This is a genomic window from Thermus sp., from assembly GCF_056332225.1.
Map to the genome: position 1 here is coordinate 1 of NZ_JBWGQW010000019.1, position 24132 is coordinate 24132.

A 24132-nucleotide genomic window follows, 5' to 3' on the forward strand; every position below is an offset into this window, starting at 1 on the left:
GCCGTTGAGCTGGTAGGTGAGCCTGGCCACGCGGACGTTGTCCTGGGCGGTGCCCTGGACGGTTATGGAAGCCTGGTTGACGGTGGCGCCGTCCTGGGGAGAGGCGATGGACACCTTGGGCTTCACGGCGTCCTGGGAGCACGCGGCGAGGAGCAGGGCACCTAGAAGAAACCCCATTGCGCCCAGTCGGTTCCTCATAAAGCACCTCCTTGCTCCAGCTTGCCTTGGACTTGCCTAGACCTGGGAAGATAGGGTTTCGGCATAGGGAAACCTCCCTCTTGCGGCTGGTCCGCAAGGCCAATGCTACCCTTACCTTGGGATGGGCGTCAACCGGGTGCAAATCATTGCAAGAGGTTGGTGTATACTTATGCACACCCCCTCGAGGGGGTAGACTGGGAGGGACATGAAGATCGTCTTGGCCTACTCCGGCGGACTGGACACCAGCATCATCCTCAAGTGGCTTAAGGAAACCTACGGGGCCGAGGTCATCGCCTTCACCGCGGACATCGGCCAGGGGGAGGAGGTGGAGGAGGCCCGGGAGAAGGCCTTGAGGACCGGGGCCTCCAAGGCCATCGCCTTGGACCTCAAGGAGGAGTTCGTCCGGGACTTCGTCTTCCCCATGATGCGGGCTGGCGCGGTGTACGAGGGCTACTACCTCCTCGGCACGGCCATCGCCCGCCCCCTCATCGCCAAGTACCTGGTGAAGATTGCCGAGGAAGAGGGGGCCGAGGCCGTCGCCCACGGGGCCACGGGGAAGGGGAACGACCAGGTGCGCTTTGAGCTCACCGCCTACGCCCTGAAGCCCGATATCCGGGTCATCGCTCCCTGGCGGGAGTGGCGCTTCCAGGGACGCCAGGAGATGATCGCCTACGCCGAGGCCCACGGCATCCCCGTCCCCGTGACCCAGGAGAGCCCCTACTCCATGGACGCCAACCTCCTGCATATTTCCTACGAGGGCGGGGTCCTCGAGGACCCCTGGGCCGAGCCCCCTAAAGGGATGTTCCGCATGACCCAAGACCCCGAGGAGGCCCCCGACGCCCCGGAGTACGTGGAGGTGGAGTTTTTCCAGGGCGACCCCGTGGCGGTGAACGGGGAGAGGCTTTCCCCGGCGGCTCTCTTGCAAAGGCTTAACGAGATCGGGGGGCGGCACGGGGTGGGCCGGGTGGACATCGTGGAGAACCGCTTCGTGGGCATGAAGTCGCGGGGGGTCTACGAGACCCCGGGGGGGACGATCCTCTACCACGCCCGGCGGGCGGTGGAAAGCCTCACCCTGGACCGGGAGGTCCTCCACCAGCGGGACCTGCTTTCCCCCAAGTACGCCGAGCTCGTCTACTACGGCTTCTGGTACGCTCCCGAAAGGGAGGCCCTCCAGGCCTACGTTGACCACGTGGCGAAGGCGGTCACCGGGGTGGCCCGGCTCAAGCTTTACAAAGGCAATGTCTACGTGGTGGGGAGGAAGGCGCCAAAGAGCCTCTACCGGAAGGACCTGGTCTCCTTTGACGAGGCGGGGGGCTACCACCAGAAGGACGCCGAGGGCTTCATCAAGATCCAGGCCCTGCGCCTCCGGGTGCGGGCCCTTCTGGAGAGGGAGGGCCATGGCGCATAGGACCTGGGGGGGGCGCTTCGGGGAGGGGCCCCATGCCCTCGCGGCCCGCTTCAACGCCTCCCTCCCCTTTGACCGGGCGCTTTGGCGGGAGGACCTCTGGCAGAACCGGGTCCACGCCCGCATGCTCCACGCCGTGGGCCTAATCACCGGGGAGGAGCTTGAGGCGATTCTAAAGGGGTTGGACCGGATTGAGGAGGAGATAGAGGCGGGCACCTTCCCCTGGCGGGAGGAGCTGGAGGACGTGCACATGAACCTCGAGGCCCGCCTCACCGAGCTTATTGGCCCCCCGGGGGGCAAGCTCCACACCGCCCGGAGCCGCAACGACCAGGTGGCCACCGACCTCAGGCTCTTCCTGCGGGCCGCCCTAGACGAGCTCCTCGCCCTCCTTCTAGAGCTCCGCCGGGTCCTGGTGCGGGAGGCGGAAAGGCACCTGGACCCCCCCTACGTCCTCCCCGGCTACACCCACCTGCAGCGGGCCCAGCCCGTGCTCCTCGCCCACTGGTTCCTCGCCTACTACGAGATGCTCGGGCGGGACGCAGGGCGCCTGGAGGACGCCAGAGAGCGCCTCAACGAAAGCCCCCTGGGGGCGGCCGCCCTCGCGGGGACGGGCTTTCCCATAGACCGCCACTTCACCGCGAGGGAGCTCGGCTTTAAGGCCCCCATGCGGAACTCCCTGGACGCGGTGGCCTCCCGGGACTTCGCCCTCGAGGTCCTCTCCGCCCTGAATATCGGCCAGCTCCACCTCTCCCGCCTCGCCGAGGAGCTCATCCTCTACAGCACCGAGGAGTTCGGCTTCGTGGAGATTCCCGACGCCTTCGCCACCGGGTCTTCCATCATGCCCCAGAAGAAGAACCCCGATGTCCTTGAGCTCATCCGGGCCAAGGCGGGGAGGGTCCTCGGGGCCCTGGTGGGGCTTTCTTCGGTGGTGAAGGGCCTCCCCCTCGCCTACAACAAGGACCTCCAGGAGGACAAGGAGCCCCTTCTGGACGCCCTCGCTACCTACCGGGATAGCCTCAGGCTCCTCTCCGCCCTGCTTCCCGGGCTTAAGTGGAACCGGGAGAGGATGTGGCGGGCGGCGGAGGGGGGCTACGCCCTGGCCACGGAGCTCGCCGACTACCTGGCGGAGAAGGGCCTTCCCTTCCGGGAGGCCCACCACGTGGTGGGGAGGCTCGTGCGCAGGCTTTCCGAGGAGGGGCGGGCCCTCAAGGACCTCACCCTGGAGGAGCTTAGGGTCCACCACCCCCTCTTCGCCGAGGACGCCCTCCCCCTCCTCCGGCTGGAGACGGCCATCCACCGCCGCCGCTCCTATGGCGGCACGGCCCCCGAGGCGGTGCGGGAAAGGCTTTTGGAGGCCAAGAAGGAGGTGGGCCTTGACTGAGATCACCGTTCCCCTGGCCCAGGTGGCCTTGCCCGAGGTGCGCCTCGAGGCGGCCCTGGAGCTCAGGAGGGCGAGGCTTGGCGACGTGGACGCCATCTACTGGCTCATCCGCTACTGGGCGGAGAAGGGCCTGATGCTGGTGCGGAGCCACAGCCACCTCTACGAGAACATCCGGGACTTCCTGGTCCTCGAGGACGAGGACGGCCAGATCGTGGGCACCGTGGCCCTCCACGTCCTCTGGCGGGACCTCGCCGAGATAAGGGGCCTCGCCGTCCACCCGAGCCGCCAGGGGCAGGGCCTCGGGCGCTGGCTCGTTTTGGGGGCGGAGAGGGAGGCCCGCGACCTCGGGCTTCCCCGGGTCTTCGCCTGGACCCTCCAGGTGAACTTCTTCCGCAAGCTCGGCTACCGGGTCACGAGCCGGGAGGCCCTTCCCCCCAAGGTCTGGAGCGAGTGCAACGCCTGCCCCTTCTACGAGAACTGCCGGGAGATCGCCGTCATCAAGGAGTTTTCCCCAGGGGCTTCCGGGGGCTAGAATGAACGGGATGGGCACCCTAACCCGCTACCTGGAGGAGGAATGGCTGGACTGAAGGAGCGCGCCGTTTTGGTCCTGGAGGACGGCACCGTCTACCACGGCTACGCCTTCGGCGCCCGGGGGAAAACGGTGGGGGAGGTGGTCTTCAACACCGCCCAGACCGGCTACCAGGAGATCATGACCGACCCCAGCTACCACGGCCAGATCGTGGTCATGACCTACCCCCACCAGGGCAACTACGGGGTGAACGTCTACGACATGCAGTCCAACCGCCCCTGGGTGAAGGGCTTCGTGGCCAAGGAGTTCAGCCGCGTGGCCTCCAACCCCCGGGCCCAGCAGACCCTCGGGGAGTTCATGGAGTTCTACGGGGTGGTGGGGATTGAGGGCATAGACACGCGGGCCCTGGTGCGGAAGATCCGGGAAGGCGGGGTGCTGAAAGGGGCCATCGCCCACGCCAGCTTCTTCGGCGCCCCCGACCGCGCCTTCACCGAGGGGGAGCTCGAGGCCCTGCGCCGCGAGGCCCAGGCCTGGACGGACATTGACGGGCGGGACATGACCCCCGAGGTCTCCACCCCTCTGCCCTACGCCTGGCCCACCTTGAAGTCGGGGCGGCGCATCGTGGTCATGGACTTCGGCATCAAGCACGCCATCGTGGAGAACCTGGCCGCCCTCGGCTTTGAGGTCATCGTGGTCCCCGGGAAGACCCCGGCCCACCAGATCATGGCCCTGGAGCCCCACGGCCTCCTCATCTCCAACGGCCCCGGGGACCCCGCCATGCCCCGCTACGCCCACGAGACCATCTGGAAGCTCATGGGGCTTCTGCCCACCTTCGGCATCTGCCTGGGGCACCAGCTCTTGGCCCTGGCGGCGGGGGGGCGGACCTTCAAGATGAAGTTCGGCCACCGGGGCGCGAACCACCCGGTGAAGAACCTGAAGACGGGCAAGGTGGAGATCACCAGCCAAAACCACGGCTACGCGGTGGACATAGACTCCCTCAAGGACTTCCGCCCCACCCACGTGAACCTGAACGACGGCACCCTCGAGGGCATGGCCCACGCCCGCTACCCCGTCTTCTCCGTCCAGTACCACCCCGAGGCCGCCCCGGGCCCCCACGACGCCCTCTACCTCTTCCGCCGCTTTTTGGAGGAGGTGGAGGCCTTCCACGGGGCCACCGGGCTTCCCGTGGAGAAGCAGCGGGCGGACCAGCACGGGATCTAGTAGTCCATCCCCCGGATGTTGCCCTCCTCGTCCACGTCAATCTGGAGGGCCTGGGGGGACTTGGGCAGGCCCGGAAGGGTCTCTATCCCCCCCATGTAGACCACCACGAACCCCGCCCCCAGGCGGCAGCGGAGGTCCGTGACCCGCACGGTGAAGCCTTGGGGGCGGCCCCGGAGCCTGGGGTTGTCGGAGAGGGAGGTGGCGGCCTTGGCCATGACCACGGGCAGGGCCTCGCACCCCTCCTTCTTCGCGGCCTTGAGGGCGCGCTTCGCCTCCTCGCTCCACTCCACCCTTTCCGCCCCGTAGACCTTCCTGGCGATGGCCTCCACCTTCTCCTCCAGGGGGGCCTCGAGGGGGTAGAGGGGCCGGTAGGCGTGGGGAAGGGCGAGGGCCTCCAAGACCTTCTCGGCGAGCTCCAGACCCCCCTCGCCCCCCTTGGCGTAGACCTCGCTCGGGGCGAAGGGGAGGCCCCTTTCCTCGGCGAAGGCCCGCACCAGGGCGATCTCCTCCGGGGTATCGCCGGGGAAGCGGTTTAGGGCGATCACGGGGGTGTAGCCGAAGAGCTCCACGTTCTCCACGTGCTTTTCCAGGTTGGCGAGGCCCTCCTTCACCGCCTTTAGGTCCGGCATCCCGTAGGCGTCCTGCCCCCCGTGGTAGCGGAGGGCCCTTATGGTGGCCACCAGGACCACCGCCTCGGGGACGAGGCCCGTGGTGCGGGCCACCACGTTCATGAACTTCTCCATCCCCAGGTCCGTGGCGAAGCCCGCCTCCTGCACCACGAAGTCCGCGAGGCCCAGGGCGAAGAGGCTTGCCCTCAGGGAGTTGGTGCCGTGGGCGATGTTGCCGAAGGGCCCCATGTGAATGAAGGCGGGGTTCCCCTCGGCGGTCTGCGCCAGGTTGGGGAGGAAGGCCTGCCGGAGGAGGGCGGCCATGGCCCCCACCGCCTGGAGGTCTGCGGCGTACACCGGCTTGCCCTCGTGGGTGAAGGCCACCCGCATCCGGCCGAGGCGCCGCTTCAGGTCCTGAAAGTCCCGGGCCAGGCTCATGAGGGCCATGACCTCGCTGGCCACGGTGAGCTCAAACCCCCCTTCCCGGGGCACCCCGTGGGCCTTGCCCCCAAGGCCCAGGACGATGTGCCTAAGGGCCCGGTCGTTCATGTCTATGGCCCGCTTGAGCTCCACGCGCCTCGGGTCAATGCCGAGCTCGTTTCCCTGGTGCAGGTGGTTGTCCAGGAGGGCGTTTAGGAGGTTCACGGCGCTGGTCACCGCGTGGAAGTCCCCGGTGAAGTGGAGGTTGATCTCGTGGCGGGGCTCCACGCGGGCCTTCCCGCCCCCCGTGGCCCCGCCCTTCACCCCGAAGACGGGGCCCAAGGAGGGCTCCCTCAGGGCCAGGGCCGCCCGCTTCCCCAGGCGCCACAGGGCGTCCACCAGGCCGATGGCCGTGGTGGTCTTGCCTTCCCCGGCCGGGGTGGGGGTGATGGCGGTGACCAGGATGAGCCTCCCCTTGGCCTTTGGGGGCTCGCCCAGGACCTTGGCCATGTGGGGGCCGTAGAGGTAGAGCCTTTCCCGGCTTAAGCCCAGTTTGGCCGCCACCTCTTCTATGGGCAAAAGGGCTTCCCGTACGATCACGCCTAGAGCCTACACCCACCCCCTAGGGAGAGAAGTCCCGGTTTCCCCCGGAGAGGAGGAGGGCGAGGGTCTTGGGAAGGCCCGCCCCGTGCTCCAGCACCGCGGCCAGGGGGAGGGCGCCCGTGGGCTCCACCACCTGCTTGGTGCGGGTGAAGAGGAGGCGCTCGGCCTCCAAGATGGCCTCCTCGCTCACCGCGAGGACCCCGTCCGCCTTCTCCTTGAGGATGGGGAAGGTGTGCTTTCCCAGGCTTAGCGTGCGCACCCCGTCGGCCCGGGTCTTGGGAGGGGCTTCCAGGCGGAGGATCCTTCCCGCCTCGAGGCTCCTCCTGGCGTCGTCCGCGGCCTCGGGCTCCACCCCGAGGACCAGGGTCTTGGGGGAGAGGGCCTTCACCGCCACGGCCACCCCGGCGAGGAGCCCCCCGCCCCCCACGGGGGCGAGGACGGCCTCGGGGAAGACCCCCATCCGCCCCGCCTGGGCCAGGAGCTCAAGCCCCGCCGTAGCTTGCCCGGCGATGACCAGGGGGTCGTCAAAGGGGTGGACGAGGGCGTAGCCCGTCTCCTTGAGGAGGGCCTCGGCCACCTCCTCCCGGTTCTTGGCCGTCACCCCTTGGTCCACCACCTCGGCCCCGTAGGCCCGGGCGCAGGCCTTCTTGTAGGGGCTCGCGTCCTCGGGCATGACCACCAGGGCCCTCACCCCGAGCACCCTGGCGGCGTAGGCCACCCCCTGGGCGTGGTTCCCGCTGGAAACGGCGAGGAGCCCCTTGGGGTTTTCCAGGGTGAGGGCCTTGGAAAGCGCCCCCCGGGCCTTGAAGCTTCCGGTCTTCTGCAGGTGCTCGGCCTTGAGGAGGAGGCGCTTGCCCAAAAGCTCGTCCAGGAGGCGGGAGGTGAGGAGGGGGGTGCGGTGGGTGTAGGGGGCGATGCGGCGAAAGGCGGCGTGGATCCCGGCGAGGTCCATGCCCCCATGATGCCAGGTGGACACGCGGGCCTTCCCGCGCTAGAGTGGGAGGGGTATGGACTTCCTCTACACCCTGGTCATCCTCCTCTACCTCGGCGTGGCCGGGCTTTTGGTCTACCTGGTCCTGGTGCAGGAGCCCAAGCAGGGGGCGGGGGACCTCATGGGGGCCTCCGCCGACCTCTTCTCCGCCCGGGGGGTCACGGGGGGGCTTTACCGCCTCACCGTCATCCTGGGGGTGGTCTTCGCCGCCCTGGCCCTCCTCATCGGCCTCTGGCCCCGTTGACAAGAGGCCCTCTCCCCGGTACCATGGGCCTTGCCTGGGGCCGTGGCGCAGTTGGGAGCGCGCCTCAATGGCATTGAGGAGGTCAGGGGTTCGAATCCCCTCGGCTCCACCAGGAAAGCCCCCCGCAAGGGGGGCTTCGGCTTGCAGGAGGGCTAAGGTTTGGGTATAGTGAAAGGCCGGTAGGGCCCAAGGGCCCAAAGGGGAAGCCATGTTCGCGATCGTCAAGACGGGTGGAAAGCAGTACCGGGTGGAGCCCGGCCTGAGGCTGAAGGTGGAGAAGCTTCAGGCCGAGCCGGGGAGCCAGGTGGAGCTTCCCGTCCTCCTCCTGGGGGGCGAGAAGGTGGCGGTGGGAGCGCCCTACGTGGAGGGGGCCAAGGTGGTGGCCGAGGTCCTGGCCCACGGCCGGGGCAAGAAGATCACCGTCTCCAAGTTCAAGGCCAAGGTGCAGTACCGCAGGAAGCGGGGGCACCGCCAGCCCTACACCGAGATCCTCATCAAGGAGATCCAGGGGTGAGCCATGGCGCATAAAAAGGGACTTGGTTCCACGAAAAACGGCCGCGACTCCCAGTCCAAGCGCCTGGGGGTGAAGCGGTTTGGCGGCCAGGTGGTGCGGGCGGGCCACATCCTGGTCCGCCAGCGGGGAACCCGCTTCAAGCCGGGCAAGAACGTGGGCATGGGCCGGGACTTCACCCTCTTCGCCCTGGTGGACGGGGTGGTGGAGTTCCAGGACAAGGGGCGCCTCGGCCGCTACGTCCACGTGCGCCCCTTGAGCTAGGGGGCCTTGGCCTTTCGGGACGTTCTCCACATCACCGTCGCCGCCGGTAGGGGTGGCGACGGCGCCGTTTCCTTCCGCCGCGAGAAGTTCGTGCCCAAGGGGGGGCCGGACGGAGGCGACGGGGGTCGGGGGGGGGACGTCTACCTTAGGGCCCGGGGGAGCGTGGACTCCCTCTCCGGGCTTTCCAAGCGCACCTACAAGGCCGAAGACGGGGAGCACGGCAAGGGAAGCGGCCAGCACGGCCGCGCCGGGGAGGACCTCTTCATTGAGGTGCCTCGAGGCACCCGGGTTTACGACGCCGACACCGGGGAGCTCCTGGCCGACCTCACCGAGGAGGGCCAGACCGTCTTGGTGGCCCGGGGCGGAGAAGGGGGGCGGGGGAACGCCCACTTCGCCACCCCCACCCGCCAGGCCCCCCGCTTCGCCGAGGCGGGGGAGGAGGGGGAGAAGCGGAGGCTCAGGCTGGAGCTCATGCTCATCGCCGACGTGGGCCTGGTGGGCTACCCCAACGCCGGAAAGTCCAGCCTCCTCGCCGCCACCACCCGGGCCCACCCCAAGATCGCCCCGTACCCCTTCACCACCTTAAGCCCCAACCTGGGGGTGGTGGAGGTCTCCGAGGAGGAGCGCTTCACCCTGGCCGACATCCCGGGGATCATCGCGGGGGCGAGCCAGGGCAGGGGGCTTGGCCTGGACTTCCTGCGCCACATCGCCCGCACCCGGGTCCTCCTCTACGTCCTGGACGCCACGGAGGACCCTCTTTCCGCCCTCCGCACCTTGAGGCGGGAGGTGGGGGCCTACGACCGGGGGCTCCTCCTGCGGCCGAGCCTCGTGGCCCTCAACAAGGTGGACCTCCTTTCCCCGGAGGAGGTGGGGGCCCAGGTGGCGGGGCTTGCCCAGGAGGGGCTTCCCGTGGTCCCGGTGAGCGCCCTCACCGGGGAGGGGCTACCGGGGCTAAAGGAGGCCCTCTGGAACCTGGTGCAGGCCACCCCCGCCCCCGAGCTTCCCAAGCCCGCGCCCCGGACCGAGGTCAGGGCGGGGGTGGAGGTGGTGCCCCTGGAGGAGGGGGTCTACGAGGTGCGGGCCCCCGAGGTGGAGCGCCGCCTAAGGCGCCTCAAGGGGGACCTCCTCGAGGCCGCGGGCTACCTCCAGGAGCTCTTCAAGCGCCACGGGGTGGAGGCCGCCCTCAGGGCCAAGGGGGTGCGGGCGGGGGACGTGGTGCGGGTGGCCGGGCTGGAGTTTGAGTACATCCCGGAGGGATAGGTGCGCCTGGGCCTCTTCGGCGGGAGCTTTGACCCCATCCACCTGGGGCACCTCATCGCCGCCAGCGAGGCGGCGAGCGCCCTCGGCCTGGACCGGGTGCTCTTCGTGGTGGCCGCCCGGCCCCCCCACAAGACCCCCGTGGCCCCCCCGGAGGCCCGCTACGAGATGGTCCTCCTGGCCACGGGGGAGGACGGGCGTTTTTTGGCCTCGAGGCTGGAGCTGGACCGGCCAGGCCCCAGCTACACCGTGGACACCCTGGAGGAGGCCCGGCGGCTTTTCCCGGAGGACGAGCTCTTCTTCATCACCGGGGCGGACGCCTACCGGGACGTCCTCACCTGGAAGGAGGGGCGAAGGCTCCCCGAGCTCGCCACCCTGGTGGCCGTGGCCCGTCCCGGCTACCCCCTAGAGGGGGTGCCCCTGCCGGTGGTGCCCCTTTTGGTTCCCGAGGTGGGCATCTCCAGCACCGAGATCCGCAGGCGCCTCAAGGAGGGCCTGAGCGTCCGCTACTGGGTTCCCCGCCCCGTGGAGGTGTACCTTGAAAAGCACGGCCTCTACCGCTGAGCTTCTGGAGAAGGTCAGGGCCCTGGTGCGTCCCGAGCGCCTGGAGCACATCCTCCGGGTGGCGGCCTTGGCCAAGGAGATCGCCGAGAAAAACGGGCTGGACGGGGAGCGGGCCTACCTTGCGGGCCTCCTCCACGACGCCGCCCGGGACCTCCCCGAGGAAGAGCTAAAGAGGCTGGCTCCCCCGGAGAACGAGGTGGAGCGGGCCCACCCCCTTTCCCTCCACGGCCGGGCGGCCCGCAGGCTGGCCGAGGCCTGGGGGGTGGGGGATGAGGAGGTGCTGGAGGCCATAGAGGGCCACGTCTTCGGGGTGGAGCCGGGAAACGCCCTGGGCATGGCCCTCTACATCGCCGACATCTCCGAGCCGGGCAGAGGGGTGAACGGGGAGATCCGGGAGCTCGCCCTTTCCGGGGAGCTTCTTGAGGCCTACCGCCGGGCGGTGGAGAACAAGGTGAACTACCTCGCCGCCAAGGGGATTCCCGTCCACCCCAAGACCCTAGCGGTTTACCGCAGCCTGAAGGATGCGCCCTAGGCTTTTCTTCCTTCTCCTGGCCCTGGCCCTCTTCGCCCTTGGGGGGGTGCTCTCCTGGCCCCGCGCGCCTTCGGAGGAGGTCCGCCCGGTGCGGCTTGGGCCCCTGCCGGAGATGGGGGTGGTGGTGGCCGCCCGGGACATCGAGTACTGCGGCTACCACACGCCCTGCGGTCCTGGAAGCCGCACGGACACCATCTTCTACCTGCGCCTCGAGGGGGGAGAGGTGAAGGGGGTGGCCATCCCCCGGGACCTCTTTAGCCCCCTCGTGAGCGGCAAGATCAACGCCGCCTACGGGCGGGGCGGGCCCGAGCTTTTGAAGCGGGCGGTGGAGGAGGCCACGGGCCTCGTGGCCGAGCGCCACCTCGTCCTCACCCTAAAGAGCGTGGCCCGGGTGGTGGACGCCGTGGGGGGAGTGGAGGTCTACCTGGAAAAGCCCATGCGCTACACCGACCGGGCGGCGAAGCTCTTCATAGACTTCCCCGCGGGGCCCCTTCACCTCTCGGGCGAGGAGGCGGTGAAGTACATGCGCTTCCGCCACGACGCCCTGGGGGACTACGCCCGGCTGGACCGGATTAAGGAGGTGGTCGGGCAGGTCATGAAGAGGGCGCAAGATCCCAGGACCTGGCCTGCCCTCACCCAGGCCCTGCGGGAGGCCTGGGGGGAGCTGGACACCGACCTCACCCTGGAGGAGCTCCTCATCCACCTTCCGGCGGTGCGGGGGCTCAGGCTTACCTTGGCCACCCTTCCCACCCGGGAGGGCCCCGGCACCTTCCTCTATGTGGACGAGGAGGCGAAGGGGCGCTTCCTCTCCGCCTTCTTCGGCGGGGCTCCTTCCTCTTCGCCTCCCCGGGTGGCCGTGCGCCTTAGGGGGGAGCCTGAGCTTCTGGCCTGGGCCCGGCTTTTCCTGGCCCAGGAGGGAATAGGGGCCGAGGAGGAAGCTGCCCATGTGGTCAAGAGCGCCGTCTACGCCCAAGACCCCGAGGCCGGGGCCTACTTCGCCGACCTCTTCCACCTGCCCCTCCTCGCTCCCCACCGGCCCCTGGAGGGCGTGGTGGTGGAGCTTGGGCGGGACCTGCTACAATGAGCTCGGATGGTGAAGACCAAGGAGGCCCTGGACTTGGTGGGGCGCATCAAGGACCTGCTCCTGGAAAAGAAGGCGGAAGGCGTGGTGGCCCTGGATCTCCGCAGGGTTTCCGAAACCCTGGACTACTTTGTCTTGGCCAGCGCCACCAGCACCCCCCACCTGCAGGCCCTGGAGCGGCACCTGCAGGAGAAGCTTGAGGAGGAGGGCCTCCGCCCCCGGCCCACCGAGGGGCAGAGCCCCCGCTGGGTGGTCCTGGACTACGGGGAGGTGGTGGTCCACCTCATGACCCCCGAGGCCCGGGCCTACTACGACCTCGAGGGCTTCTGGGCCGACGCCGACAGGGTCTAAGTACCCCACAGCCCAAGCTCGGGCATCCCGTGTTGCAGCGGGTGCTTAGGTACCCCGCTCTGGGAGAAGCCAGAGCGGAAGCCCCCAAAAGCCCCTCCCTAGCCCAAGCCAGGGCACCCCAACCAAGGCGCGGGCGCTCAGCTACTTCAGCCTAGGAGGGGCCAAGGGCCCCATGATGAAGCGCTGGAAAGCGAGGTAAAACCCCAGGTAGACCAAAAGCTGGAACCAGAAGCTCGCCGCGATCCCAAGCCCCAGGGCGCCGAGGAGGAGGATGAGGGCCACCGCCCCCATCATCACCAAGGCGGTGCGCAGAAAGACCCCGGGGAAGTACCGGAGGGCCTCGCGGAAGGTCTTGGGCCGCCGGGCCTCCCACTCCTTCAGGGCCTTCTTCTTGAGCTTTTCCTCGCGCTTCTTCTTCCCCACGGAGAAAGTATACTGGAGCCCGTGAAGGTGGTCCGCACCGTGGCCCAGCTAAGGGAGGCCCTGCCCAAGGAAGGGGTGGGCTTCGTCCCCACCATGGGCTACCTCCACCGCGGGCACCTCGCCCTGGTGGAACGGGCCCGGCGGGAGAACCCCTTCGTGGCGGTTTCCATTTTCGTGAATCCCCTGCAGTTCGGTCCCGGGGAGGACTACCACCGCTACCCCCGGGACTTGGAGCGGGACCAGGCCCTCTTGGAGGAAGCTGGCGTGGACCTTCTCTTCGCTCCCGGGGTGGAGGAGATGTACCCCAAAGGCTTTGCCACCCGGGTCCAGGTGGAGGGCCCCCTCACCGCCCTTTGGGAAGGGGAGGTGCGCCCCGGCCACTTCCAGGGGGTGGCCACGGTGGTGGCCAGGCTCTTCCTTCTGGTAGGCCCCCAAAGGGCCTATTTTGGGGAGAAGGACTACCAGCAGCTTTTGGTCATTCGGAAGATGGTCCAGGACCTGGGCTTCCCCGTGGAGGTGGTGGGCGTGCCCACGGTGCGGGAGGAGGACGGCCTGGCCCTTTCCAGCCGCAACGTCTACCTCTCCCCCGGGACCCGCAGGAAGGCTTCGGTGCTCTACCAGGCCCTTTCCGCCATGCGGGAGGTGGCGGGAAGGGGGGGAAGCGTGGCCGAGGCCCTTAGGGCGGGGGAGGGGGTCCTTCGGGAGGTGCCCGAGTTCCGCACGGACTACCTGGCCATCGTCCACCCGGAGACCCTCCTGCCCCTCGCCGACTGGGTCGTGGGGGCCAGGGGGATCGTGGCCGGGCGGTTTCCCGAGGCGCGGCTTATAGATAACCTGGAGGTCTACCCATGAGCGAGGCCCAACCCCAGGAAGGTAGGCAAAGCCTTGTGGAGATGTTCAAGGCCATGGTCCAGGCCCGGGCCTCGGACATCCACCTGCAGGCGGGGGCCCCGCCCATGGTGCGGGTGGACGGGAAGCTTAGGCCCTTCGGCAACCGCCCCCTCACCCCTAAGGACACCGAGGCCATTGCCCGGGCCCTCCTTACCCCGGAGCAGTGGGAGGAGATGGAGTACCGCAAGGAGATGGACTTCGCCTACACCATCCCCGGGGTGGCCCGCTTCCGTTGCAACCTCCTAAGGCAGCGGGGAAGCTTCGGCCTGGTGATGCGGGTGGTCTCCGAGGTCATCCCGAGCTTTGAGGCCCTGGGCCTTCCCCGGGAGGTGATGGAAGGCCTCGCCGCCAAGGAGCGGGGCCTCATCCTGGTCACGGGGCCCACGGGGAGCGGCAAGAGCACCACCCTGGCGGCCCTCATTGACCACATCAACCTCCACTACGCCAAGAACATCATCACCATTGAGGACCCCATAGAGTTTCTCCACAAGCACAAGAAGAGCCTGGTGGTGCAGCGGGAGGTGGGGCTGGACACGGAGAGCTTCTACTCCGGGGTCAAGTACGCCATGCGCCAGGACCCCGACGTGATCCTCATCGGGGAGATGCGGGACAAGGAGACGGTGGAGGCCGCCCTCATGGCCGCCCAGACCGGCCACCTGGTCCTCTCCACCCTGCACACCCTGGACGCTTGGCGCACCATCAACCGCGTCATCGAGTTCTTCCCCCTGCACGAGCACCAGCAGGTGCGCATCCTCCTCGCCGAGTCCCTCCTCGGCATCCTCTCCCAGAGGCTCCTCCCCCGGGCGGACGGCCAGGGGCGGGTCCTGGCCCTGGAGGTCCTCATCGCCACCCCCTACGTGCGGGAGCTCATCAAGGACGAGGACAAGACCCCCCAGATCAAGGAGGCCATGATGGAGGGGTCCATCCACGGGATGCGCACCTTTGACCAGCACCTGGTGGAGCTCTACCGGGAGGGCCTCATCTCCCTCGAGGACGCCCTCTCCGCCGCCACCAGCCCCCACGAGTTCCGGCTCCTCCTCACCAAGGCCACGGGGCAGGCCTACTGAGCCCCTTTCCACGCTTCCATGCCGGTATAATCGGGGCCGGAGGCGCTTATGCTGGCGACGGGTCTGGAAATCCTGAAAAGGGCGCGGGCGGAAGGGTACGGGGTAGGGGCCTTCAACACCAACAACATGGAGTTCACCCAGGCCATCCTCGAGGCCGCCGAGGAGACGAAAAGCCCCGTGATCCTGGCGCTATCCGAGGGGGCGATGAAGTACGGGGGCAAAGCCCTCACCTGCATGGTGGTGGAGATGGCCAAGGAGGCCCGGGTGCCCGTGGCCGTGCACCTGGACCACGGCTCCAGCTACGAGAGCGTCCTAAGGGCCCTGAGGGCGGGCTTCACCAGCGTGATGATCGATAAGTCCCACGAGGACTTTGAGACCAACGTCCGGGAGACCAAGCGGGTGGTGGAGGCGGCCCACGCCGTGGGGGTCACGGTGGAGGCGGAGCTCGGGCGGCTTGCGGGCATTGAGGAGCACGTGGCCGTGGACGAGAAGGACGCCCTCCTCACCAACCCCGAGGAGGCCCGGGTCTTCATGGAAAGGACCGGGGCCGACTACCTGGCGGTGGCCATCGGCACGAGCCACGGGGCCTACAAGGGAAAGGGGAGGCCCTTCATTGACCACCCCCGCCTGGAGAGGATCGCCGCCCTGGTTCCCGCCCCCCTCGTCCTCCACGGGGCGAGCGCCGTGCCCCCGGAGCTCGTGGAGCGCTTCCGGGCCGCGGGGGGCGAGATCGGGGAGGCCGCGGGCATCCACCCCGAGGACATCAGGAAGGCCATCTCCTTGGGCATCGCCAAGATCAACACCGACACCGACCTCCGCCTCGCCTTCACCGCCTTGGTGCGGGAGACCCTGGGGAAAAACCCCAAGGAGTTTGACCCGAGGAAGTACCTGGGCCCCGCCCGGGAGGCGGTGAAGGAGGTGGTGAAAAGCCGCATGGAGCTTTTCGGCTCCGTGGGGAAAGCCTAAGTACCCCACCGCGGCAAAAGCCGCGGCGGGGGCCCCAGAAGGACTTCCCCCTAGCCCCGGTTCGGTCATCCCATGCTGCGAAACCAAGGCGCGGGCGCTTAGCTCCAGGGGATCCGGACCCCTGGGAAGGCCAGGGGCTCGGCTTCCTCCCCGGGGAGGAGGATGCGGTGCTCCGTGTACACCCCGGCCTTGGGCGTCCGGTAGACGTGGAGGCGGTTTGCCTTGAGGTCCAGGAGCCACACCTCGGGGATGCCCGCCTCGGCGTAGAGGGGAAGCTTTAGGCCTGGGTCGTGGTCCAGGCTGGTTTCCGCCACCTCTATGAGGAGGAGGATGTCCTCGGGGGTAGGGAGGGTTTCGCCATAGTCCTTGGGGCGGAGGAGGGCGAGGTCGGGCTGGGGCTCGGAGTGGGGGGGTAGGCGGATGGGGTTCTGGAGCCAGACCACAGCCCGGTCCCCCAGGGCCTCCGTGAAAAGCCGGGTTAGACGGGCCACGCTCCAGGCATGCTTGGGGCCGATGGGGCTCATCCGGTAGACCTCCCCCTTTAGAAGCTCCACGTTCCGTACCCCTTGGAAGAGCCGTCCGTACTCTTCCAGCCCGAACCGGTACCGGGTGGCCACGCCCTTAGCGTAGCATGGGCCCATGAACCCCGTGGCCTTCATCCGGGAAAAGCGGGACGGCCTTAAGCACCGGCGGGAGGACCTCGAGGCCTTCCTCCTCGGCTACCTAAGGGACGAGGTGGCGGACTACCAGGTTTCCGCCTGGCTCATGGCGGCCTTTCTCCGGGGCCTTGACCGGGAGGAAACCCTCTGGCTCACCGAGACCATGGCCCGCTCGGGGAAGGTGCTGGACCTCTTTGGCCTTCCCCACCCCGTGGACAAGCACTCTTCAGGAGGCGTGGGGGACAAGGTGAGCCTGGTGGTGGGGCCCGTGCTGGCCGCCAGCGGGTGCACCTTCGCCAAGATGTCGGGCCGGGGCCTGGCCCACACCGGGGGGACCATAGACAAGCTGGAATCCGTCCCGGGCTGGCGGGGGGAGATGACGGAGGCGGAGTTCCTGGAAAGGGCCCGGAAAATAGGCCTGGTCATCGCCGCCCAAAGCCCGGACCTCGCCCCCCTGGACGGGAGGCTTTACGCCCTCCGCGACGTCACCGCCACGGTGGAGAGCATCCCCCTCATCGCGAGCTCCATCATGAGCAAAAAGCTCGCCGCCGGGGCGAGGAGCATCGTCTTGGACGTGAAGGTGGGCAAGGGGGCCTTCATGAAGACCCTGGAGGAGGCGAGGCTTCTCGCCAAGACCATGGTGGAGATCGGCGAGGGGGCAAGAAGGCGGGTCAGGGCCCTCCTCACCTCCATGGAGGCCCCCCTGGGGCAAGCGGTGGGGAACGCCATAGAGGTGCGGGAGGCCATAGAAACCCTCAAGGGAAGGGGCCCCGAGGACCTCGTGGCCGTGGCCCTGGCCCTGGCGGAGGAGGCCTTGAAGCTCGAGGGCCTGGACCCCGCCCTGGCCCGCAAGGCCCTGGAGGGCGGGGCCGCCTTGGAGAAGTTCCGGGCCTTCCTCGAGGCCCAGGGGGGGGACCCCCGGGTGGTGGAGGACCCTTCCCTCCTTCCCCTCGCCGAGGAGCTTCCCCTCCTCGCCGAAGGGGAGGGCGTGGTGCGGGAGGTGGACGCCTACCGGGTGGGCCTCGCCGTTTTGGCCCTGGGAGGCGGGAGGCGGAAGAAGGGAGAGCCCATTGACCACGGCGTGGGGGTGTGGCTCCTCAAGAAGCCCGGGGACCGGGTGGCAAGGGGGGAGGCCCTGGCCCTGGTCTACCACCGGAGCCGGGGCCTGGAGGAGGCCCTGGCCCACCTCAAGGCCGCCTACGCCTTGGGGGAGGAGGCCCGGCCTATGCCCTTGATCCTGGATTTGGTCTAAGAGTTTTAGGGTTGGCCCCCGGCTTCCCGGGTGGTATACTCTCTGCGATGAAAAGGAAGCGGCTCGCCCGGTACACCCTCCTCCTGGCCAAAAGCGGCGGAGGGAGCCGGGCCCTCACCTTTCCCGGATGGGCCCTCGGCCTCTTCCTGGCCTTCCTCGCCCTCTGGACGGGGGTGAACTTCTACCTCTGGCACCGGGCCAAGGAGGCGTGGGCCCTGGAGGCCAAGCTTTTTGCCCTCTCGCAGGAGGCACGGCGGCTTTCCCTGGCCCTGGAGGCGGAGCGGGCCAAGAACGGGGCTCTCTCCCAGGAGGCGGAGCGCACCAAAAAGGAGCTGGAAGCCCTGAAGAAGAAGATAGACGAGCTCCGCCGCCGGGCCGGGCTTTCCCCCATCAACGCCACCCCCGTCCGCTACCGGGAAGGGGCTCGAGGGGGCGGGGCCATGGCAGCTTGGACCGAGGTGGAGGCCACCCTTCTGGACCTGAAGAACCAGCTGGCCGAGGTGGCCCCCGCCCTGGAGCGCGCCTTGGAGATAGAGGAGAGCCTTCCCCGGGGGCTTCCCCTCCGGGGGCATGGGGGGGTGACCTCCTTCTTCGGCATGCGCCAAAACCCCTTCGGGCCCGGTTGGGAGTTCCACGACGGCCTGGACTTTTCCGCTCCCTACGGGGCCCCGGTCTACGCCACGGGAGCCGGGGTGGTGGTCCGGGTGGGGTGGATGGGGGCTTACGGCCTGGCGGTGCTTCTGGACCACGCCCAGGGCTACCAGACCCTCTACGGCCACCTTTCCCGCGCCGCCGTGCGCCCCGGCCAGAGGGTAAAGCGGGGCCAGGTCCTGGGCTACGTGGGCTCCACCGGACGCTCCACCGGGCCCCATCTCCACTACGGCGTCTATCGCTACGGGACGCCGATGAACCCCGTGGCCTACTTGGACCCCACCTGGTACACCCGGTAGAATGGGGCGGATGCTGGGAAGAAAGGAGCGTACCCTCACTTACCTGGGTCCCGATACCGAGGTCCTGGGAGACTTCAAGGCCAAGGGCCATGTGCGCATAGACGGCAGGGTGCAGGGTTTGGTCCTGGTGGAGGGGGAGCTGGAGGTAGGCCCCACGGGGAGGGTAGAGGGGGAGCGGGTGGAGGCCAAGGCGGTTCACATCCACGGCGAGGTCAAGGCGGACCTGGTGGCGGAAAAGGTTTCCCTTTCCAAGACCGCCCGCTTCACCGGGACCCTCCGGGCCCAGGCCCTGGACGTGGAGGCGGGGGCGGTCTTCGTGGGCCAGAGCGTGGTCGGGGAGCAGCGGGTCCTCGAGGCCCCCAAGGAGGGGTGATGGCCCTGGAGAGGCTCTTCCGCAGGAAGCGGCCCAGCGGGGGAGGCCGGGACGTCCCCGAGCTTTGGACCAGGTGCGAGGCCTGCGGGGTCCAGCTTTATAAGAAGGAGTTCCAGGAAAACCTCTACGTCTGCCCCAAGTGCGGCCACCACCACCGCATGCCCGCCCGGGAGAGGGTGGAGATGCTGGCCGACCCCGGGACCTTCCAGGAGATCACGAGGCTTCGGCCCCTGGACCCCTTGGGCTTCGTGGACACCAAGCCCTACGCGGAAAGGCTCAAGGCCTACCAGGAGGAGACGCATAGGCCCGACGCCATCCTGGGGGGCACCTGCCGGATCGGGGGGGTGCCCGCGGTCCTCATGGTCATGGACTACGCCTTCGCCGGGGGCTCCATGGGGAGCGTGGTGGGGGAGGAGATCGCCCGCGGGGCGGAAAGGGCGGCGGAGGAGGGGAGGGCCCTGGTTATCGTGGCCGCCTCGGGGGGGGCAAGGATGCAGGAGGCCGCCCTCTCCCTCATGCAGATGGCCAAGACGGTGATGAGCCTGGACCTTCTCTTCGCCAAGCGCCTCCCCTACGTTTCCGTCCTCACCGACCCCACCACGGGAGGGGTGACGGCGAGCTTCGCCGCCCTGGCCGACGTGATCTTCGCCGAACCCGGGGCCCTCATCGGCTTCGCCGGGCCCCGGGTCATCCGCCAGACCATCCGGCAGGAGCTCCCCGAGGGTTTCCAGCGCTCGGAGTTCCTCTTGAAGCACGGCATGGTGGACCGGGTCACCGACCGCCGGAAGCTCAGGGACGAGCTGGTTAGGGTGCTCCGCCACCTGCACCCCGGAGTGGCCTATGCCCCTGGAGTTTGAAAAGCCCATCCTGGAGCTGGAAAAGCGCATCCAAGAGCTCAAGGAGACGGCCAAGGCCACGGGGGTGGACCTCGAGGCCGAGATCCGCCTCCTGGAGGAGCGCCTGGCCCGGCTCAAGAGGGAGACCTACGGGAACCTCACCCCCTGGCAGCGGGTCCAGCTCGCCCGCGCCCCCGGGAGGCCCACCACCCTGGACGTCCTGGAAAAGGCCTTCCAGGACTTCATAGAGCTCCACGGGGACCGGGCCTTCGCCGACGACCCCGCCATCGTGGGGGGGCTCGCCTACCTCGAGGGGGAGAAGGTCGTGGTGGTGGGGCACCAGAAGGGCCGGGACACCAAGGAGAACCTCCAGCGCAACTTCGGCATGCCCCACCCCGAGGGGTACCGCAAGGCCATGCGCCTCATGGACCTGGCGGACCGCTTCGGTTACCCCTTCCTCACCTTCGTGGACACCCCCGGGGCCTACCCCGGGGTCTCCGCCGAGGAAAGGGGGCAGGCCTGGGTCATCGCCCAGAGCATCCAGCGGATGAGCCGCCTCCGGGTCCCCGCCGTGACGGTGATCCTGGGGGAGGGGGGGAGCGGGGGGGCCTTGGCCATCGCCGTGGCCAACCGGGTCCTCATCCTGGAGAACGCCTGGTACTCGGTCATCAGCCCCGAGTCCTGCGCCGCCATCCTCTGGCGGGACGCCAAGGAGGCCCCGAAGGCCGCCGAGGCCCTAAAGCTCACCGCCGAGGACCTCCTTAGGCTCAAGGTGGTGGACGCCATCGTCCCCGAGCCCGAGGGCGGGGCCCACAAGGACCCGGAAGGGGCCATAAGGAACATCAAGGAGGCCCTTCTAAGGACCCTGGAGGAGCTCAAAGGGCTTTCCCCGGAAGCCCTTTACCAGAACCGCTACCGCCGCTTCCGCGCCCTTGGCGCCTACGCCGAGCCTTAAGGGGTCTTGGCCTTTTTCCCTCAGGATTTTCACACCTTGGGCTTAGCCTGAAGGCGGAGGTGAGAGCGATGCGGAAACTCCTCGCGGCGGTTTTGGGACTGGGCCTCACCTTGGCCCAACAGATAACCCCTCAGGGCATCCTCATCAACCCGGTGCCCACGGATCTCCAGGTCCGGGTGTGGGTGGACAAGGACCCGGCCAAGCGGGGGAGCGCCGTCTATCAGGTGGGCGAGCCCATCTACATCTACGTGAACGTCAACCGGGACGCCTACGTCTACCTCTTCAACGTCAACGCCGACGGCAAGATAGACCCCATCCTCCCCAACGCCTACGAGCGGGACAACTTCCTCCGGGCGGGCGAGACCCGGCGCTTTCCCCCGGAAGGGGCCCGCTACCGCTACACCGTGACCGGCCCCGAGGGGGAGGACAAGGTCCTGGCGGTGGCCAGCCGCCGCCCCCTCTCCTTGGGGGAGATCCTGGACGTGGAGGCGAACCGGGTAAAGGTCCAGGGGGCGGAGGGCCTGGCCCGGGCGCTTTCCATCGTGATAGAGCCCCTGCCGGATAAGGACTGGGTCACGGACGTGGCCCGGTACTTCGTGGGCCGCATGGCGCCCCCTCCTCCGGCCACGGCCACCTTAAGCGTGGACTCTAATCCCCAAGGGGCCGAGGTCTACCTGGACGGGCGCCTCCAGGGCCGCACCCCCCTCAGCCTCTCCGTGAACCCGGGGCGGCACGAGGTGGAGCTCAGGCTTTCCGGCTACCAGCCCTACCGGGTCACGGTGAACCCCAAGCCGGGGGAGCAGGTGCGGATCTCCGCCCAGCTTTCCCCCGAGCCCCGGCAGGGAAGCCTGAGCGTGGACTCCACCCCATCCGGGGCCGAGGTGTACGTGGAGGGGGCCTTGCGGGGCCGCACGCCCTTGAACCTTGCCCTCCCCGAGGGCCGCTACCAGGTGGAGCTCAGGCTTTCCGGCTACCAGCCCTACCAGGCCGTGGTCCAGGTGCGCCGGGGCGAGACCGCAAGGCTTGAGGTCCGCCTGGTGCCCCTGCCCCGCACGGGCACCCTTTACCTGGAGACCAGCCCTCAAGGGGCCGAGGTCTACCTGGACGGGCGCCTCCAGGGCCGCACCCCCTTGCGCCTCAGCCTGGACGAGGGCAGCTACCGGGTGGAGCTCCGCCTCCCGGGGTACGAGCCCTACGCGGCCTCGGTCCGGGTGGAGGGGGGGCGGGAGACCCGGCTTTCCGCCAACTTGAGGCCTCTCCGCACCGGGGAGCTCCTCCTGGAGGCCAGGCCCGAGGGCGCGGAGGTCTACGTGGACGGCCGCCTGGTGGGGCGGGCCCCCCTTAGGGTGAGCCTCGAGGCCGGCTTCCACCAGGTGCGGGTGGTGGCCCCGGGCTACGCCGAGTACCGCTCCCAGGTGGAGGTGCGCCCCGGGGAGAGCGTGCGCCTTTACGTGGAGCTCACCCCGGTGCGGGCCTCCTTGGAGCTCTACCTCAACGTGGAGGCCCGGGTCTTCCTGGACGGGGAGGAGGTGGGGGTGGCCAAGGGGGGCTACCTCCGTCTCGAGGCCCCCTTGGGCGAGCACGAGCTCACCCTGGTGGCCAAGGGCTACCGCACCCTGGTCCAGGGGGTGCGGGTGGATGGGCCCCAGGTCCTCCGCCTGAGCCTGGTGCCCCTGCGCTAAGGGGGCTTCCTTCCCGGCCCGGCGTGAGCCGGGCCGGGAAGTAGCATGAAGGGGATGGAGGCCATCGTCCTGGCCGGGGGCGAGGAGCCCTGGGCAAAGAAGTACGGGGTTAAGAGCAAGGCCCTGGTGCCCTACCGGGGAAGGCCCATGGCGGAGTGGGTCCTGGAGGCCCTGGCGGGGGCGGGCCTTTCGGCCATCTACGTGGGGGAAAACCCGGGGCTTTCCCCCCCTCCGAGGCTCACCCTTCCCGACCAGGGGAGCCTCCTCGCCAACCTCGAGGCCGCCCTGGCCCAGGTGGAGGGGAGGGTCTTGGTGGCCACCGCCGATCTCCCCCACCTGACCCCCGAGGCGGTGAGCTTCGTCCTGGAGCGGGCCCCGGAGGCGGCCCTGGTCTACCCCATCGTGCCCAAGGAGCGGGTGGAGGCCCGCTTTCCCGGGAACCGCCGCACCTACGCCCGCCTGAGGGAGGGCACCTTCACCGGGGGCAACCTCCTCCTTCTGGACAAGCCCCTCTTCTTCCGGGCCCTGCCCCTGGCCAAGGAGGTGGTGGCCCTCCGGAAAAGGCCCCTGGCCCTGGCCCGGCGCATCGGCTGGGACATCCTCCTGAAGCTCCTTCTGGGAAGGCTTTCCCTTGGGGAGCTGGAGGCTCGGGCCAGGCGCCTTTTGGGGGTGGAGGCCAGGGCCCTCATTACCCCCTACCCCGAGGTGGGGGTGGACGTGGACCGGGAGGAAGACCTGGTAAGCTAAGCCCATGCGCACGGTGAAGGAGCTTCGCCTGGCCGGGCTTTTCGCCTACCTGGCGGCCCTGGTTCTGGGGCTTCTTTCCTCCCTCCTCGTCCACTACCTCCTGGGGGGCGAGGGGCGGCTTGGGTGGCGGGGGTTCAACCTCTTTGGCCTCCTGGAAGGGCTTGCCTTCCTCCTCACCTTCTCCTTTGCCCTGGCCGTGGCGGGCCGGGCGGTGCGGGTGCCCTGCCTCACCCTTCTCACCGCTGGGCTTCTAGGCCCCACCCCGGCCTGGCGCCTGGCCCGGCCCCTCCCCCGGGCGGAGGCCCTGGAGGCCTACGAGGGCCGCGGGGTGGCCCTCTTGGAGCAGGCGGGAAGACCGGTGGGGGTTCTGGGCCTCGCCGACCACATCCTCCCCTTGGAGGAGGTGCCCAGCGTGGAGGCGGAGGTGGCGATGAGCGAGCTTTACCCCCTCTTCCTCCGCCAGCCCCTGGTCCTGGTGACCCGGGGGGAGGAGGTGCTGGGGGCCATCCCCCGCGAGGCCTTCTTCCGGCACCTGGGGGTATGACCGCGGGGGTGCCGGGGATCCGCCCAAGAAGGGGGTGGGCCTTGACAGGAGGACGGGTGCCCTAAAATAGGGGGGAGCGGTAGCTCGGGAGGTGAAGGATGCCGCACGTGATCTGTGAGCCCTGCATCGGCGTGAAGGACCAGTCCTGCGTGGAAGTCTGCCCGGTGGAGTGCATCTACGACGGGGGGGACCAGTTCTACATCCACCCCGAGGAGTGCATTGACTGCGGGGCTTGCGTGCCCGCCTGCCCGGTGAACGCCATCTTCCCCGAGGAGGACGTGCCCGAGCAGTGGAAGTTCTACATTGAGAAAAACCGCAAGCTGGCGGGCCTAGAGTAGTTCCTTCCCAGGGCTCCCGTGCTGGCTAGGGCCAGCACGGGGGATTTCGGAGTTCCCGCACGTACCAGCTGAGGGCGGGCCCTCCGTCTTTAACGTGGCGGAACCCCTGGGACCGGAAGAAGGCCTTGGCCCGGGGGTTGTGCCCGTAGACCACGGCGTAAAGCCGCTCCACCCCGGCGAGGTGGCCCAGCAGGTGCCTCAGGGCCCGTTTTCCAAGCCCCTGGCCCTGGCGGTCCTCCCGGATGAGGAGGAGGCTTAGGGTGGCGTCCCGGGCCTCGGGGTAGTGGAG

Annotated in this window: 30 protein-coding genes and 1 tRNA gene; 25 read left to right on the forward strand and 6 right to left on the reverse strand. The window is 68.8% G+C overall.

Annotation, left to right across the window (positions count from 1 at the left end; genetic code table 11):
• The coding region (locus AC01Y6_RS05310) for an Ig-like domain-containing protein (RefSeq protein WP_476670596.1) at positions 1–198 on the reverse strand (198 nt) is incomplete at its 3' end.
• Between the two features lie 205 nt (positions 199–403).
• Here AC01Y6_RS05310 and AC01Y6_RS05315 point away from each other — a divergent pair.
• From AC01Y6_RS05315 to carA, 4 genes are read left to right on the forward strand one after another with little or no spacing between them, the layout of a single operon-like run.
• A complete protein-coding gene (locus AC01Y6_RS05315) occupies positions 404–1606 on the forward strand; it encodes an argininosuccinate synthase (RefSeq protein ID WP_476670598.1) in 1203 nt (400 codons plus the stop codon).
• Positions 1596–2984: an argininosuccinate lyase gene (argH, locus tag AC01Y6_RS05320; protein ID WP_476670599.1), complete on the forward strand. Its 1389-nt coding sequence runs from the start codon at positions 1596–1598 to the stop codon at positions 2982–2984. The genes AC01Y6_RS05315 and argH overlap by 11 nt, the downstream gene beginning before the upstream one ends.
• A complete protein-coding gene (locus tag AC01Y6_RS05325; RefSeq protein WP_347241075.1) occupies positions 2977–3516 on the forward strand; it encodes an N-acetyltransferase in 540 nt (179 codons plus the stop codon). Before argH ends, AC01Y6_RS05325 begins: the two co-directional genes overlap by 8 nt.
• A gap of 42 nt (positions 3517–3558) precedes the next feature.
• A complete protein-coding gene (carA, locus tag AC01Y6_RS05330; protein WP_476670600.1) occupies positions 3559–4734 on the forward strand; it encodes a glutamine-hydrolyzing carbamoyl-phosphate synthase small subunit in 1176 nt (391 codons plus the stop codon).
• Here the strand turns inward: carA and AC01Y6_RS05335 are convergent.
• Positions 4731–6362 carry a formate--tetrahydrofolate ligase gene (locus tag AC01Y6_RS05335; RefSeq protein WP_476670601.1) on the reverse strand — a complete coding sequence of 544 codons (1632 nt, stop codon included), beginning with the start codon at positions 6360–6362 and terminating at the stop codon, positions 4731–4733. The genes carA and AC01Y6_RS05335 overlap by 4 nt on opposite strands.
• A 22-nt stretch (positions 6363–6384) precedes the next feature.
• The gene (locus tag AC01Y6_RS05340; RefSeq protein ID WP_476670602.1) at positions 6385–7317 is read right to left on the reverse strand and encodes a threonine/serine dehydratase; all 933 of its coding nucleotides are present in this window, start codon (positions 7315–7317) and stop codon (positions 6385–6387) included.
• A gap of 55 nt (positions 7318–7372) precedes the next feature.
• Here AC01Y6_RS05340 and secG point away from each other — a divergent pair, with 55 nt between their 5' ends.
• From secG to rsfS, 9 genes are all read left to right on the forward strand, one after another.
• Positions 7373–7600 carry a preprotein translocase subunit SecG gene (gene secG / locus AC01Y6_RS05345; RefSeq protein ID WP_428720545.1) on the forward strand — a complete coding sequence of 76 codons (228 nt, stop codon included), beginning with the start codon at positions 7373–7375 and terminating at the stop codon, positions 7598–7600.
• A gap of 36 nt (positions 7601–7636) precedes the next feature.
• A tRNA-Ala gene (locus tag AC01Y6_RS05350) sits at positions 7637–7712 on the forward strand.
• A 96-nt stretch (positions 7713–7808) separates the two neighbouring features.
• A complete protein-coding gene (gene rplU, locus AC01Y6_RS05355) occupies positions 7809–8114 on the forward strand; it encodes a 50S ribosomal protein L21 (protein WP_347241312.1) in 306 nt (101 codons plus the stop codon).
• A 3-nt stretch (positions 8115–8117) separates the two neighbouring features.
• On the forward strand, positions 8118–8375 hold the full coding sequence (gene rpmA / locus AC01Y6_RS05360; protein ID WP_054638771.1) for a 50S ribosomal protein L27: 258 nt from the start codon (positions 8118–8120) through the stop codon (positions 8373–8375).
• A gap of 6 nt (positions 8376–8381) precedes the next feature.
• On the forward strand, positions 8382–9635 hold the full coding sequence (gene obgE / locus AC01Y6_RS05365; RefSeq protein ID WP_476670603.1) for a GTPase ObgE: 1254 nt from the start codon (positions 8382–8384) through the stop codon (positions 9633–9635).
• Positions 9636–10196 carry a nicotinate-nucleotide adenylyltransferase gene (gene nadD, locus AC01Y6_RS05370; protein ID WP_476670605.1) on the forward strand — a complete coding sequence of 187 codons (561 nt, stop codon included), beginning with the start codon at positions 9636–9638 and terminating at the stop codon, positions 10194–10196. It begins immediately after the preceding gene.
• Positions 10171–10728, forward strand: coding sequence for a bis(5'-nucleosyl)-tetraphosphatase (symmetrical) YqeK (gene yqeK, locus AC01Y6_RS05375; RefSeq protein ID WP_428715423.1), 558 nt, complete (start codon positions 10171–10173; stop codon positions 10726–10728). The genes nadD and yqeK overlap by 26 nt, the downstream gene beginning before the upstream one ends.
• Positions 10718–11812: an LCP family protein gene (locus AC01Y6_RS05380; protein WP_476670606.1), complete on the forward strand. Its 1095-nt coding sequence runs from the start codon at positions 10718–10720 to the stop codon at positions 11810–11812. The genes yqeK and AC01Y6_RS05380 overlap by 11 nt, the downstream gene beginning before the upstream one ends.
• A gap of 6 nt (positions 11813–11818) precedes the next feature.
• The gene (gene rsfS / locus AC01Y6_RS05385; RefSeq protein ID WP_347241317.1) at positions 11819–12160 is read left to right on the forward strand and encodes a ribosome silencing factor; all 342 of its coding nucleotides are present in this window, start codon (positions 11819–11821) and stop codon (positions 12158–12160) included.
• A 141-nt stretch (positions 12161–12301) separates the two neighbouring features.
• Here rsfS and AC01Y6_RS05390 read toward each other — a convergent pair whose 3' ends face one another.
• Positions 12302–12583: a hypothetical protein gene (locus AC01Y6_RS05390; protein ID WP_347241318.1), complete on the reverse strand. Its 282-nt coding sequence runs from the start codon at positions 12581–12583 to the stop codon at positions 12302–12304.
• A gap of 21 nt (positions 12584–12604) precedes the next feature.
• On the opposite strand from AC01Y6_RS05390, the gene panC reads away from it, so the two are divergent.
• Genes panC through fba form a run of 3 tightly spaced genes read left to right on the forward strand, consistent with a single transcriptional unit; the run spans position 12605 to position 15507 of the window.
• Entirely contained in the window at positions 12605–13435 is an 831-nt protein-coding gene (panC, locus tag AC01Y6_RS05395) for a pantoate--beta-alanine ligase (protein ID WP_476670608.1), read from the forward strand.
• A complete protein-coding gene (locus AC01Y6_RS05400; RefSeq protein ID WP_428721905.1) occupies positions 13432–14541 on the forward strand; it encodes a type IV pilus twitching motility protein PilT in 1110 nt (369 codons plus the stop codon). Before panC ends, AC01Y6_RS05400 begins: the two co-directional genes overlap by 4 nt.
• 48 nt (positions 14542–14589) lie before the next feature.
• Positions 14590–15507: a class II fructose-1,6-bisphosphate aldolase gene (gene fba, locus AC01Y6_RS05405; RefSeq protein ID WP_476670609.1), complete on the forward strand. Its 918-nt coding sequence runs from the start codon at positions 14590–14592 to the stop codon at positions 15505–15507.
• Positions 15508–15605: 98 nt separating this feature from the next.
• Here the strand turns inward: fba and AC01Y6_RS05410 are convergent, their stop codons facing one another.
• On the reverse strand, positions 15606–16124 hold the full coding sequence (locus AC01Y6_RS05410) for a Uma2 family endonuclease (protein ID WP_476670610.1): 519 nt from the start codon (positions 16122–16124) through the stop codon (positions 15606–15608).
• Positions 16125–16146: 22 nt separating this feature from the next.
• On the opposite strand from AC01Y6_RS05410, the gene AC01Y6_RS05415 reads away from it, so the two are divergent.
• The 9 genes from AC01Y6_RS05415 (at position 16147) to AC01Y6_RS05455 (ending at position 23843) form a co-directional block, all read left to right on the forward strand.
• Positions 16147–17418: a thymidine phosphorylase gene (locus AC01Y6_RS05415; protein WP_476670612.1), complete on the forward strand. Its 1272-nt coding sequence runs from the start codon at positions 16147–16149 to the stop codon at positions 17416–17418.
• A gap of 47 nt (positions 17419–17465) precedes the next feature.
• Entirely contained in the window at positions 17466–18368 is a 903-nt protein-coding gene (locus tag AC01Y6_RS05420; RefSeq protein WP_347241324.1) for a M23 family metallopeptidase, read from the forward strand.
• Position 18369: 1 nt separating this feature from the next.
• A complete protein-coding gene (locus AC01Y6_RS05425; protein ID WP_476670614.1) occupies positions 18370–18741 on the forward strand; it encodes a bactofilin family protein in 372 nt (123 codons plus the stop codon).
• Positions 18741–19598, forward strand: a complete 858-nt coding sequence (gene accD, locus AC01Y6_RS05430) for an acetyl-CoA carboxylase, carboxyltransferase subunit beta (RefSeq protein ID WP_347241326.1) — start codon at positions 18741–18743, stop codon at positions 19596–19598. The genes AC01Y6_RS05425 and accD overlap by 1 nt, the downstream gene beginning before the upstream one ends.
• Positions 19582–20532 (forward strand): acetyl-CoA carboxylase carboxyltransferase subunit alpha, encoded by a 951-nt coding sequence (locus tag AC01Y6_RS05435; protein ID WP_347241327.1) that lies wholly within the window; start codon positions 19582–19584, stop codon positions 20530–20532. The genes accD and AC01Y6_RS05435 overlap by 17 nt, the downstream gene beginning before the upstream one ends.
• 68 nt (positions 20533–20600) lie before the next feature.
• Complete coding sequence (locus AC01Y6_RS05440) at positions 20601–22214, forward strand: PEGA domain-containing protein (protein WP_476670616.1); 1614 nt, start codon at positions 20601–20603, stop codon at positions 22212–22214.
• Positions 22215–22268: 54 nt separating this feature from the next.
• Complete coding sequence (locus AC01Y6_RS05445) at positions 22269–22961, forward strand: NTP transferase domain-containing protein (protein WP_476670625.1); 693 nt, start codon at positions 22269–22271, stop codon at positions 22959–22961.
• A gap of 4 nt (positions 22962–22965) precedes the next feature.
• A complete protein-coding gene (locus AC01Y6_RS05450) occupies positions 22966–23505 on the forward strand; it encodes a hypothetical protein (protein WP_347241332.1) in 540 nt (179 codons plus the stop codon).
• 98 nt (positions 23506–23603) lie between these two features.
• On the forward strand, positions 23604–23843 hold the full coding sequence (locus AC01Y6_RS05455; RefSeq protein ID WP_054647405.1) for a ferredoxin: 240 nt from the start codon (positions 23604–23606) through the stop codon (positions 23841–23843).
• A gap of 25 nt (positions 23844–23868) precedes the next feature.
• Here AC01Y6_RS05455 and AC01Y6_RS05460 read toward each other — a convergent pair.
• Positions 23869–24132 (reverse strand): N-acetyltransferase family protein (locus AC01Y6_RS05460; protein WP_476670618.1); only part of this gene is annotated, 264 nt, incomplete at its 5' end.

Bases quoted from the DNA above. Each gene is read 5' to 3' on its own strand.
- AC01Y6_RS05435 (WP_347241327.1), top strand. From the start codon at position 19,582: ATGCCCCTGGAGTTTGAAAAGCCCATCCTGGAGCTGGAAAAGCGCATC.
- carA (WP_476670600.1), top strand. From the start codon at position 3,559: ATGGCTGGACTGAAGGAGCGCGCCGTTTTGGTCCTGGAGGACGGCACC.
- AC01Y6_RS05340 (WP_476670602.1), bottom strand. From the start codon at position 7,317: ATGGACCTCGCCGGGATCCACGCCGCCTTTCGCCGCATCGCCCCCTAC.
- AC01Y6_RS05420 (WP_347241324.1), top strand. From the start codon at position 17,466: ATGAAAAGGAAGCGGCTCGCCCGGTACACCCTCCTCCTGGCCAAAAGC.
- argH (WP_476670599.1), top strand. From the start codon at position 1,596: ATGGCGCATAGGACCTGGGGGGGGCGCTTCGGGGAGGGGCCCCATGCC.
- rsfS (WP_347241317.1), top strand. From the start codon at position 11,819: ATGGTGAAGACCAAGGAGGCCCTGGACTTGGTGGGGCGCATCAAGGAC.
- AC01Y6_RS05315 (WP_476670598.1), top strand. From the start codon at position 404: ATGAAGATCGTCTTGGCCTACTCCGGCGGACTGGACACCAGCATCATC.
- AC01Y6_RS05450 (WP_347241332.1), top strand. From the start codon at position 22,966: ATGCGCACGGTGAAGGAGCTTCGCCTGGCCGGGCTTTTCGCCTACCTG.
- AC01Y6_RS05455 (WP_054647405.1), top strand. From the start codon at position 23,604: ATGCCGCACGTGATCTGTGAGCCCTGCATCGGCGTGAAGGACCAGTCC.
- AC01Y6_RS05380 (WP_476670606.1), top strand. From the start codon at position 10,718: ATGCGCCCTAGGCTTTTCTTCCTTCTCCTGGCCCTGGCCCTCTTCGCC.
- secG (WP_428720545.1), top strand. From the start codon at position 7,373: ATGGACTTCCTCTACACCCTGGTCATCCTCCTCTACCTCGGCGTGGCC.
- AC01Y6_RS05440 (WP_476670616.1), top strand. From the start codon at position 20,601: ATGCGGAAACTCCTCGCGGCGGTTTTGGGACTGGGCCTCACCTTGGCC.
- AC01Y6_RS05400 (WP_428721905.1), top strand. From the start codon at position 13,432: ATGAGCGAGGCCCAACCCCAGGAAGGTAGGCAAAGCCTTGTGGAGATG.
- rpmA (WP_054638771.1), top strand. From the start codon at position 8,118: ATGGCGCATAAAAAGGGACTTGGTTCCACGAAAAACGGCCGCGACTCC.
- accD (WP_347241326.1), top strand. From the start codon at position 18,741: ATGGCCCTGGAGAGGCTCTTCCGCAGGAAGCGGCCCAGCGGGGGAGGC.
- AC01Y6_RS05415 (WP_476670612.1), top strand. From the start codon at position 16,147: ATGAACCCCGTGGCCTTCATCCGGGAAAAGCGGGACGGCCTTAAGCAC.
- AC01Y6_RS05445 (WP_476670625.1), top strand. From the start codon at position 22,269: ATGGAGGCCATCGTCCTGGCCGGGGGCGAGGAGCCCTGGGCAAAGAAG.
- AC01Y6_RS05425 (WP_476670614.1), top strand. From the start codon at position 18,370: ATGGGGCGGATGCTGGGAAGAAAGGAGCGTACCCTCACTTACCTGGGT.
- fba (WP_476670609.1), top strand. From the start codon at position 14,590: ATGCTGGCGACGGGTCTGGAAATCCTGAAAAGGGCGCGGGCGGAAGGG.
- rplU (WP_347241312.1), top strand. From the start codon at position 7,809: ATGTTCGCGATCGTCAAGACGGGTGGAAAGCAGTACCGGGTGGAGCCC.